This window comes from Streptomyces sp. 2131.1, from assembly GCF_900105515.1.
In the GTDB taxonomy this organism is placed as follows: domain Bacteria; phylum Actinomycetota; class Actinomycetes; order Streptomycetales; family Streptomycetaceae; genus Streptomyces; species Streptomyces drozdowiczii.
In genome coordinates this window covers 6,334,202-6,345,764 of sequence record NZ_FNSY01000001.1, presented here as the reverse complement: position 1 = coordinate 6,345,764, position 11,563 = coordinate 6,334,202, and the positions used below count along the sequence as shown (strand labels likewise).

Annotated in this window: 1 protein-coding gene; it reads left to right on the top strand. The window is 74.6% G+C overall.

Annotation, left to right across the window (positions count from 1 at the left end):
• The first annotated feature begins 2 nt into the window (after positions 1-2).
• Complete coding sequence (locus tag BLW14_RS28455; RefSeq protein ID WP_093709984.1) at positions 3-11,549, top strand: type I polyketide synthase; 11,547 nt, start codon at positions 3-5, stop codon at positions 11,547-11,549.
• Positions 11,550-11,563 lie beyond the last annotated feature (14 nt).

Below are 11,563 nucleotides of genomic sequence, written 5' to 3'. Positions count from 1 at the left end.
GCATGACGAACGAGGCCAGGCTCCGCGACTACCTCAAGCGCGTGACCAGTGACCTGCTCCAGACCCGGCAGCGGCTGACCGAGGCCGAGGCCGAGCGGCACGAACCGATCGCGATCGTGGGCATGTCCTGCCGCTACCCGGGCGGCGTGCGCTCCCCCGAGGAGCTGTGGGACGTCGTCGCCTCCGGCACCGACGCGATCTCCCCGTTCCCGGAGAACCGGGGGTGGGACACGGCCGCGCTCTACGACCCCGACCCGGAGCGGACCGGCCGCAGCTACGCCCGGGAGGGCGGCTTCCTGCACGAGGCGGACCGGTTCGACCCGGCGTTCTTCGGGATCAGCCCGCGCGAGGCGGTCGCCATCGACCCCCAGCAGCGGCTGCTCCTGGAGACCGCCTGGGAGGCGTTCGAACGGGCGGGCATCGACCCGGACAGGCTGCGCGGCTCCCGTACCGGGGTGTTCGCCGGGGTGATGTACGGGGACTACGGCGGGCGCATCCGCCGCGCCCCGGACGGCCTGGAGGGGTACATCGGCACCGGCAGCGCCGGGTCCGTGGCCTCCGGACGGCTGTCGTACACCTTCGGGCTCGAAGGCCCCGCGGTGACGATCGACACGGCGTGCTCGTCGTCGCTGGTGGCGCTGCATCTGGCGGTGCAGTCGCTGCGCCGGGGCGAGTGCGACCTCGCGCTGGCGGGCGGGGCGACGATCATCGCGACCCCTGGTCTCTTCGTCGAGTTCAGCCGGCAGCGCGGGCTGTCCCCTGACGGCCGGTGCAAGGCGTTCGCGGCGGCGGCGGACGGCACGGGCTGGGGCGAGGGCGTGGGGCTGCTCCTGGTGGAGCGGCTGTCGGAGGCCCGCCGCAACGGCCACCGGGTCCTCGCCGTCGTACGGGGGTCCGCCGTCAACCAGGACGGGACGAGCGGGCAGCTGTCCGCGCCGAACGGCCCGTCGCAGCAGCGGGTGATCCGGCAGGCCCTGGAGGACGCGGGACTGACCACCGGTGAGGTGGACGCGGTCGAGGCGCACGGCACGGGCACGAGGCTGGGCGACCCGATCGAGGCACAGGCACTCCTCGCGACGTACGGACAGGACCGGCCGGCCGAACAGCCGCTGTGGCTCGGCTCGTTGAAGTCGAACATCGGGCACACCCAGGCCGCCGCGGGCGTCGGCGGCATCATCAAGATGGTGCAGGCCATGCGCCACGGGGTGCTGCCCCGCACCCTGCATGTGGACGAGCCGTCCCCGCACGTCGACTGGGAGGCGGGGGCCGTACGCCTGCTCACCGAGGACCGGGACTGGGCACAGGGCGACCGTCCGCGGCGGGCCGCCGTGTCCTCGTTCGGGATCAGCGGGACGAACGCGCACGTCATCCTGGAGGCGCCCGCCGCCGAGACACCGGGTGACTCCGCACCGGAGGGGTCGGCGGTGCCGTGGCTGCTGTCGGCGCACGATCCGGAGGCGCTGCGGGACCAGGCCGCGCGACTGCGCTCGTACGTGGCGGAGCGTCCGGAGCTCGACCCGGCGGCGGTCGGCGCGGTGCTGGCCCGGGGCAGGGCCGTGCTCGGCCACCGGGCGGTGGTCGTGCCGGGCAGCCGCGAGGAGCTGGTGCCCGCGCTGGACTCGCTGGCCGGAGGCGTGCCGTCGGCCGATGTGGTGGAGGGGATCGCCACTGATCACGGAAAGACGGTGTTCGTCTTCCCGGGGCAGGGTTCGCAGTGGGAGGGCATGGCCCGCGCGCTCCTCGCCACCTCAACGGTGTTCGCGGAGCACCTCGCCGCCGCCTCCGACGCCCTCCGGCCGTACACCGGGTGGAAGCTGCTCGACGTCCTCAACGGCGAGCCCGGGGCGCCGCCGGTCGACCGTGTGGATGTCATCCAGCCCGCGTTGTTCGCGGTGATGACCGCCCTGGCCCAGCTCTGGCAGCACCACGGCATCCACCCCCACACCGTCATCGGCCACTCCCAGGGCGAGATAGCCGCCGCGTACATCGCGGGCGCCCTCACCCTCGACGACGCCGCCAAGATCGTCGCCCTGCGCTCCCGCACCCTTCTTCAACTCGCCGGCACGGGCGGTATGGCGTCCGTGCCTCTCGGCCACCGGGACACATCCGTCCTCCTCTCCGGCCACCCCGACCTCTACATCGCCGCACACAACGGCCCCGCCGGCACCGTCGTCGCGGGCGACGCGCGGGAACTGAACGCGCTGGTCGAGAAGCTGAACAACGACGGCACCCGAGCCCGCACCATCCCGGTCGACTACGCCTCCCACACCCCTCACGTCCGCCCCCTGCAACAAACCCTGCACACCCTTCTCCACGACATCACCCCGCGCCCCACCACCACCGCCTTCTACTCCACCCTTCACGGCCGCCTCCTCGACACCACCGAACTCGACGGCGACTACTGGTACGAGAACCTGAGCAACCCCGTCCTGCTGCACCCCACCGTCGAAAAGCTGCTGGAGGACGGGCACTCCGTCTTCGTCGAGGTCAGCCCGCACCCCGTCCTGACCACCGCGCTCCAGGACACCGCCGACACCAAGGACACCGCCGTCCTCGTCACCGGCACGCTCCGCCGCGACGAAGGCACCCTCGCCCGCTTCCACCGCTCCCTCGCCCACCTCCACACCCACGGCATCCCCGTCGACTGGACACCGGCCGTCCCCGACGTCGCGGACACTCCGCACGATCTGCCCACCTACCCTTTCCAGCACAGGAGTTACTGGCTGGAGGACGCCGCGGCCGACGGCGATCCGGAGAGCCTCGGACTGCACACCACCCAGCACCCCCTGCTGACGGCCGCCACCACGCTCGCCCAGGGCGACGCCCTGCTGCTCACCGGCCGGATCTCGCTGCGCACCCACCCCTGGCTCGCCGACCACACCTTCGACGGAACGGTCGTGCTGCCGTCCGCCGCAGTCCTCGAACTCGCCTTCGAGGCGGGCAGGTTGCTGGGCGACCTCGCGGTGGAGGAGCTTGCGCTCGACACCCCGGTGGCGATCCCCGCCCACGGGGGCGTGGACGTGCAGGTGACGGCGGGGGCGCCGCGCGGCGACGGCCGCCGTGAGCTGAGCCTGCACACGCGTGCGTACGACGACGTGGACGACGAAAGTTCGTTGCACCGGGCCTGGACCGGCCATGTCACCGGTCTGCTCGCCCCCGGCTCCGGTTCCGCCCCCGAGCCGCTGACGTCCTGGCCGCCGGCCGGGGCGACGGCCGTGGACACCGGCGAGGTGCACGCGCGGCTGGAGGCGCGGGGGCACGGGCTCGGCCCCGCGTTCCGGGGGCTGTCCCGGCTGTGGCGCCGGGGCGACGAGGTGTACGCCGAGGTCTCCGCGCCGGACGGCGTCGCAGCCGAGGCCGGGCGGTACGGGCTGCATCCGGCCCTCCTCACGGCGGTCGTGCAGGCGGCGGATCTCGCGGCGGGCGACGAGCTGCTGGAACCCGCCGTCTGGAGCGGGGTGAGCCTGTACGCCGTGGGCGCGGGCGGCCTGCGGGCGCGGGTGTCCCGGCGCGGGGAGGGCTTCGCGGTCCTGCTGGCCGACCCGACCGGTGCCCCGGTCGCCTCCGTGGACTCGGCCGTCCTGCGGCCGCCGGCCGTCGAGACACTGGGCCGGGCGGACCGGGAGCGCCACGACTGGCTCCTCCGCACCGAGTGGGCGGGCGTGCCGGCAACCGGGGCGGCCGTTCCGTACACCGAGTGGACGTCGTCCGCCGAACCCGCCGCCGAACTGCGCGACGCCTTCGGTGCCACCGCCCATGTCCCCTACGAGCCGACGCCGGAAGAGGGGGCGGCGCCCGGCCTGGTCCTGCTGCACGCCTCGTCCGCGAGCGGACTGCTGCCCGTGCTGCGCACCTGGACCGGCGACGAGGCGAACAGCCACACACACCTCGTGGTGCTGACCCATCACGCCGTCACCACGAGCCCCGACGACGTGCAGGATCTCGTGCCCTCACCGGTCTGGGGGCTGGTCCGCGCCGCCCAGGCGGAGAACCCGGGCCGGATCACCCTGGTCGACATGGACGCCGAGCCCGCATCGCTGACCGCCCTGCCGGCCGCCCTGGCCGCCGATGAACCCCAACTGGTGTTGCGGAAAGGGGAGATACGCGTCCCGAGGCTGGCCGCCTCCGATCCGCAGGACGTGGGTGAGATGCCCGTGCTTCCCGAGGGCTCGACGGTCGTCGTGTCCGGTGGCGGGGACCTCGCTGCGGTCGCGGCCGTCCACGCCGTCACCGCTCTGGGCGCCCGCCGCTTGCTGCTCCTCTCCCCCGCCCCGGGCCTGGCCGAGCGGCTGGAGGAGCTGGGTGCCGAGGTCGTGGTGGCCGAGGGCGACCCGGCGGACCGGGAGTTCCTGGCCGGCGCGCTGGCCTCGCAGTCGGTGGGTGCCGTCTTCCACGCACCGGCCGGACCCGACCGTGCGGTGCTGCTCTCCGCCTCGCCCGAGGAGTTCGCGGAGGGGCTGCGCGCGGCCGGGGCGGCGGCCTGGAATCTGCACGAACTGACCCTGGGGACCGAACTGGCCGCGTTCGTGCTGCTCGCCCCCGACGCCTCGTCGGCGCTCGGTGGAACGGGGCGGGCGCAGGCCGCGGCGGTCTCCACGTATCTCGACGCGCTCGCGCATCACCGGGTGGCGCTCGGGCTGCCCGGGCTGTCCGTCTCCTGGGGGCCCAGGGACACCGCGTTCCACGGGCTGGGCCGGTTCGACGAGGACCAGGTGGCCGCCGCGCTGGGTCTTGCGCTGCGCACCCCTTCCCGGCCCGTCCTGCTCGCCGCCCGTCTGGACCGGGCCGCGCTCGCCGCGCAGGCCGGGACGGGGCTGCTGCCTCCGGTGCTGCGCTCCCTGGTCCGTAACGTGCGGACCGCCGCCCGTGCGGACGCCGCCGCGGCCGGCTCGCTGGTATCGGCCCTGGTGGGCCGGCCGGAGCCCGAACAGCTGGGGGCGCTCGTGGAGTTGGTGGGCGAGCAGGTGGCGGGGGTGCTGCGGCACTCGGCCGGGGACACCGTGGACGCCTCGCGCGCCTTCAAGGACCTCGGCTTCGACTCCCTGACCGCCGTCGAGCTGCGCAACCGGCTCAACACGGTGACGGGGCTGCGGCTGCCCGCGACCCTCGTCTTCGACCACCCGTCCCCCGCCGCCCTCGCCGCCCATCTGCGGGACCGGCTGCTCGGCGACGGTGTCGCGGAGGGGGCGGCGCCTGCCGCCGGACGGGCCACGGTCCGGGACGGCGAACCCATCGCGATCGTGTCGATGGCCTGCCGTTACCCGGGCGGGGTACGGACCCCGGAGGACCTCTGGCGGGTCGTCGCGTCGGAGAGCGATGTCATCTCGCCGTTCCCGGACAACCGGGGCTGGGACCTCGACCGCCTCTTCGACCCGGACCCGGCGCACCCGGGGACCTCGTACGCGCGCGAAGGCGGTTTCCTGCACGACGCGGACCGGTTCGACCCCGGGTTCTTCGGGATCAGCCCGCGCGAGGCGACGAGCATGGACCCGCAGCAGCGGCTGCTCCTGGAGAGCGCCTGGGAGGCGTTCGAACGCGCGGGCATCGACCCGATGTCGTTGCAGGGCTCGCGGACCGGGGTGTTCGCGGGGGTGGTGTACACGGACTACGGGTCCCGGGTCAAGCTGCCCGCCGACATGGAGGGGTATCTCGGCATCGGCAGCGCGGGCAGCATCGCCTCGGGGCGGATCGCCTACACGCTCGGGCTGGAGGGCCCGGCGGTGACGGTGGACACGGCGTGCTCGTCGTCGCTGGTGGCGCTGCATCTCGCGGTGCAGTCGCTGCGCCGGGGCGAGTGCGACCTCGCGTTGGCCGGCGGGGCGACCGTGCTCGCCAACCCGGACATCTTCATCGGCTTCAGCAGGCAGCGCGGGCTCGCTCCGGACGGGCGGTGCAAGGTGTTCGCGGCCGGTGCGGACGGTACGGCCTTCGGCGAGGGCGTGGGTCTGCTTCTGGTGGAGCGGCTGTCGGACGCCCGTCGCAACGGCCACGAGGTGCTCGCGGTCGTCCGGGGCACGGCAACCAACCAGGACGGGGCCAGCAACGGTCTCACCGCGCCCAACGGCCCCTCCCAGCAGCGGGTGATCCGCCAGGCCCTCGCCGACGCGGGGCTGACGGCCGCCGACGTGGACGCCATGGAGGCCCACGGCACCGGGACGACGCTCGGCGACCCGATCGAGGCGCAGGCGCTCATCGCCACGTACGGGCAGGACCGGCCGGACGGACAGCCGCTGTGGCTGGGCTCGTTGAAGTCCAACATCGGGCATACCCAGGCCGCCGCGGGCGTCGGCGGGGTCATCAAGATGGTGCAGGCCATGCGCAACGGCCTGCTGCCGAAGACGCTCCACGTGGACGAGCCGTCCCCGCACGTCGACTGGGAGGCCGGAGCCGTACGCCTGCTCACGGAGGCACGGGCATGGGAGCCGGGCGAACGGCCGCGCCGGGCCGGGGTTTCCGGATTCGGCATGAGCGGCACCAACGCGCACGTGGTGCTGGAGGAGGCGCCGGAGCCGGATCCGGTCGGGGGACCGCCCACGGACGGCGGCACCTCGCTGCCGTGGCTGCTGTACGGGCACACCGCCGAAGCCCTGGCGGCGCACGCGGGGCAGCTGCACCGCCATCTCCTGGAGCACCCGGAAACGGACCCCGCCCCGGCCGCCAAGGCACTGGCCACAGGCCGGGCCGGGCTCGCCCACCGCGCGGTCGTCGTGGCGCGGGACCGGGAACGGCTGCTGGAGAACCTGGCCGGTCTGGAGCGGGGCGCGGTCGGTGCCGACGCGGTACGCGGGACGGTCACGGAGACGGGCAGGACGGTCTTCGTCTTCCCGGGGCAGGGTTCGCAGTGGGAGGGCATGGCCCGCGAACTCCTCGCCACCTCAACGGTGTTCGCGGAGCACCTCGCCGCCGCCTCCGACGCCCTCCAGCCGTACACCGGGTGGAGCCTGCTCGACGTCCTCAACGGCAAGCCCGACTCTCCGCCCATCGACCGCGTCGATGTCATCCAACCCGCGCTCTTCGCCGTCATGACCGCCCTGGCCAAGCTCTGGCAGCACCACGGCGTCCACCCCCACACCGTCATCGGCCACTCCCAGGGCGAGATAGCCGCCGCGTACATCGCGGGCGCCCTCACCCTCGACGACGCGGCAAAGGTGGTGGCGCTCCGTTCGCACGCCATCCTTCAGCTCGCCGGCACCGGCGGCATGGCCTCCCTGCCGCTCGGCCACCACGACGCGGCAACCCTCCTCGCCGACCACCCCGACCTGCACATCGCCGCCCACAACGGCCCCTCCACCACCGTGGTGGCAGGCGACGCCGACTCCCTCGGCACCCTCGTCCAGAACCTCAACGACCAGGGCGTCCGGGCTCGCACCATCCCCGTCGACTACGCCTCCCACACTCCCCACGTACACCCCTTGGAACAGACGCTCCACGCCCTCCTCGACGGCATCACTCCCCGGTCCACCACCACCGCCTTCCACTCGACGCTCACCAACACCTTCCTGGACACGACCGAGCTGGACGGCGGCTACTGGTACCGGAACCTGAGCAACCCGGTCCTCTTCGAACCGGCCGTGCGCGCCCTCCTCGACACCGGCCACTCCGTGTTCGTCGAGGTCAGCCCGCACCCCGTCCTGACCACCGCGCTCCAGGACACCGCCGACACGACCGACACCACCGCCCTCGTCACCGGCACACTCCGCCGCGACGAAGGCACCCTCACCCGCTTCCACCACTCCCTCGCCCACCTCCACACCCACGGCATCCCCGTCGACTGGACCCCCGCTCTCCCCGTTGCCCCCGGCCGCGCCACCGATCTGCCGACCTATCCGTTCCAGCGCAAGCGCTACTGGCTTGAGGGGCCCGCCGCGCACAGCGACGCCGGGAGCCTCGGTGTGGACGCGGCCGATCATCCCTTCCTGACGGCGTCGACCACGCTCGCCCAGGACGGGACGCTCCTGCACACCGGCCGGATCTCGCTGCGCACCCACCCCTGGCTCGCCGACCACGCCGTGAACGGGACTCCCCTGCTCCCGGCCACCGCCCATCTCGAACTGGCGCTCCAGGCGGGCAGGGAGGCCGGGTCCGGAACGGTCGACGAACTGACGCTGGAGGCACCGCTGTTCGTACCGGAGCGCGGCGGGGTGCGGATCCAGGTGTCCGTGGAGGCACCCGACGAGGAGGGGCGCAGGCGGCTCACCGTGCACTCCCGGCCCGACGCCCCGGTGTACGACGTCCTGGGCGACGCGCCGGGGTGGACCCGTCATGCCACGGGCGTCCTCGCCCCGGCGGACGCCGTGCCGCCGCGGGACGGGACGCACGACGAAGCCTGGCCGCCCGCGGGCGCCGTCCCGCTGGACACCGGCGACCTGTACGGCGAACTCACCTCGCTGGGCTACGAGTACGGGCCCGCGTTCCAGAACCTGACAGCCGCCTGGCGTGCGGGGAACTCCGTCCACGGCGAGGTGTCGCTGGCACCGGAGCTGCACGCGGAGGCGGCCCGGTTCGTCCTCCATCCGGCGCTCCTCGACTCGGCCCTGCACACGCTGGGCCTCGGTGACTTCCTCGGCGAGGGCGTCCGGTTGCCGTTCTCCTGGTCGGGGGCGGTGCTTCGGGCCACCGGGGCCACGGCGCTGCGGGTCACCGTCTCCCCCGGCGACGGGGGCCGGGACACGGTCCGTGTCTCGGTCGCCGATCCCACGGGGGCGCCGGTGGTGAGCGTGGACAGCCTCACGCTGCGCCCCCTCTCCCCCGGCCAGCTGCCCGCGGCGCCGGGGTCCTCCGCCGCCGAGTCGCTGTACGGCCTGGATTGGACGGAGCTGGACGCGCCTCCGGTGCCGGCGGATGGGGCGGCGTTCGACGTGCTGGATGCGTCCGCGCCGTTCGAGGGTGCGGCGCCGGTCGCGGCGGGGGCGGCCGTGGAGTGGCTGCTCGGCCGTCTCCGGGATCATGTGGGCGACGAGGGCGGGCCGGACGGCCGTCTCGTCGTGCTCACCCGCCGTGCGGTGGCGGCGCGTCCCGGTGATCCGGTCGACCTCGCCGCCGCCCCGCTGTGGGGGCTGGTGCGGTCGGCCGCCACCGAGAATCCCGGGCGGCTGGTCCTGGTGGACCACGACGGAGAGCGGTCCTCGCTGGACGCGCTGCCCTCGGCCGTCGCCACCGGGGAGCCGCAGTTCGCGCTGCGGGACGGCCGGGTGCTTGTGCCACGGCTGCGCAGGGCGGAATCCGCGCCCGTGGCGGTCGTGGTGCCCGAGGGCGTGGCCACGTGGCGGCTGGAGACGCCCGGCGGCTCGCCGGACGACGTGCGCGCCGCCGCGCACCCGGCCGCCGAGGCGCCGCTGTCCGAGGGGCAGGTGCGGATCGAGGTGCGGGCCGCCGGGCTCAACTTCCGCGACGTCCTGACCGCCCTCGGCATGGTTCCCGACGCCACCCCGCTCGGCACGGAGGCCGCCGGTGTCGTCGTGGAGACCGGTCCCGGCGTCACCGGACTGGCGGCCGGGGACCGGGTGTTCGGGCTGGTGCCGGGGGCGGTGGGGCCGCTGGCCGTCGCCGACCGGCGGCTGATCGCCCGTATCCCGGAGGGCTGGTCGTACGCACAGGCGGCGGGCGTGCCCGCGGTGTTCACGACGGCCTACCACGGTCTGGTCGAGCTGGCCGGGCTGCGCCGGGGAGAGCGGGTGCTGATCCACTCCGGGGCCGGCGGTGTCGGTATGGCGGCGCTCCAGGTGGCCCGGCACATCGGGGCCGAGGTGTTCGCCACCGCGAGCCCGGCGAAATGGGGTGCGCTGCGGGCCCTCGGGCTCGACGCGGACCACATCGCCTCCTCCCGTACGACCGCGTTCGAGCAGCACGTCCGGGACGCGACGGGAGACACGGGCGGGGTGGACGTGGTCCTGAACTCGCTGACCGGGGAGTTCATCGACGCGTCCCTGCGGCTCCTGTCCGAGGGCGGGCGGTTCGTCGAGATGGGCATCGCGGACCTGCGGGACCCGGAGGAGATCGCAGCGGTGCGGCCCGGAGTGGCGTACCGGCCGTTCGAGCTGCTGGACATGGACCCGGACCGGGTCGCGGACACGCTCGCGCGGGTGCTCGCCCTCTTCGAGACCGGTGAGCTGGCGCCGCTTCCCGTCACCACCTGGGACGTGGGCCGCGCGCCCGACGCGTTCCGCCACTTCGGGCAGGCCCGCCAGACGGGCAAGGTCGTCCTGACCCTGACGCCGCGCGAGGCACCTGACGGCACGGTCCTGATCACCGGCGGCACCGGCACCCTGGGCGCCGCGCTGGCCCGCCATCTGGTAACCGCGCACGGCGTGCGCCACCTGCTGCTCACCGGCCGCCGCGGCCCCGACGCACCGGGGGCCGCCGAGCTGGCCGAGGAGCTGACCGGGCTGGGGGCGCGGGTGCGGATCGCCGCGTGCGACGCCGCCGACCGGGACGCGCTCGCCGGGCTGCTGGAGTCCGTACCGCCCGGGCATCCGCTCACGGGGGTGGTGCACGCGGCGGGGGTCCTGGACGACGGGGTACTCGCCTCGCTGACCCCCGAGAAGGTGCGGGCGGTGCTGCGGCCCAAGGCGGACGCGGCCTGGAACCTGCACGAGCTGACCCGGGGGCTCGACCTGTCGTTCTTCGTGCTGTTCTCCTCCGCGTCCGGTCTGCTCGGCGGGGCCGGGCAGGGCAACTACGCGGCCGCCAACGTCTTCCTGGACGCACTGGCCGTTCACCGGCGTGAGCGCGGGCTGCCCGCGGTGTCCCTGGCCTGGGGCATGTGGGAGGCGGCCAGCGGGATGACCGGGCATCTGGGCGGCGCGGACCGGGCCAGGATCGCGCGGGGCGGGCTCGTCCCGATGTCGGTGCCCGAGGGCATGGCGTTGTTCGACGCCGCCCTGGCCGACGGCCGGCCGCTGCTCGTACCCGCACCGCTGGACGGCCCCGGGCTGCGGTCCCTGGCCGAGGCCGGGCCCGGGACCGGCGGGGTGCCGGCCGTGCTGCGGTCGCTGGTGCGGGCACCCGCGGTGCGCCGGGCGGCGGGCGGGGTGCGGACGACGGCCGCGTCGGCGGCGGACCGGCTGGCCGCGTTGCGCGGGCCCGAGCGGACACAGGCGCTGCTCGCACTCGTACGGGAGCAGGTGGCGGCCGTGCTCGGCCATCTGACGGCCGACGAGATCACCGCCGACCGGGCGTTCAAGGAGATCGGGTTCGACTCGCTGACGGCGGTCGAACTGCGCAACCGGGTCTCGGCCGCGACCGGGCTGCGGCTGCCGACCACCACGGTGTTCGACTTCCCGACGCCCACCGCCCTGGCCGAGCGGCTGTCCGAGCTCCTCGCCCCGGAAGAGCGGACGGACGCCGACGAGCTGGAACGGCTGCTGGAGTCGGTCGCGGTCGGCGGCGAGGGCTTCGAGGAGCTGCGGGAGCGGCTGCGGGCGGCGCTCTGGCTCTGGGACGAGCAGGCGGCGAAGCCGGAGGCCGCCGAGGAACCGGACGACGACCTGGAGGCGGCCACGGACGAGGAGCTCTTCCGCGCGCTCGACGAGGAGCTCGGCGCGTCATGACCGGTCGTTTCCGC

Excerpts from the sequence above, each read along its gene's own strand:
- BLW14_RS28455 (WP_093709984.1), top strand. The coding sequence starts at position 3 with ATGACGAACGAGGCCAGGCTCCGCGACTACCTCAAGCGCGTGACCAGT.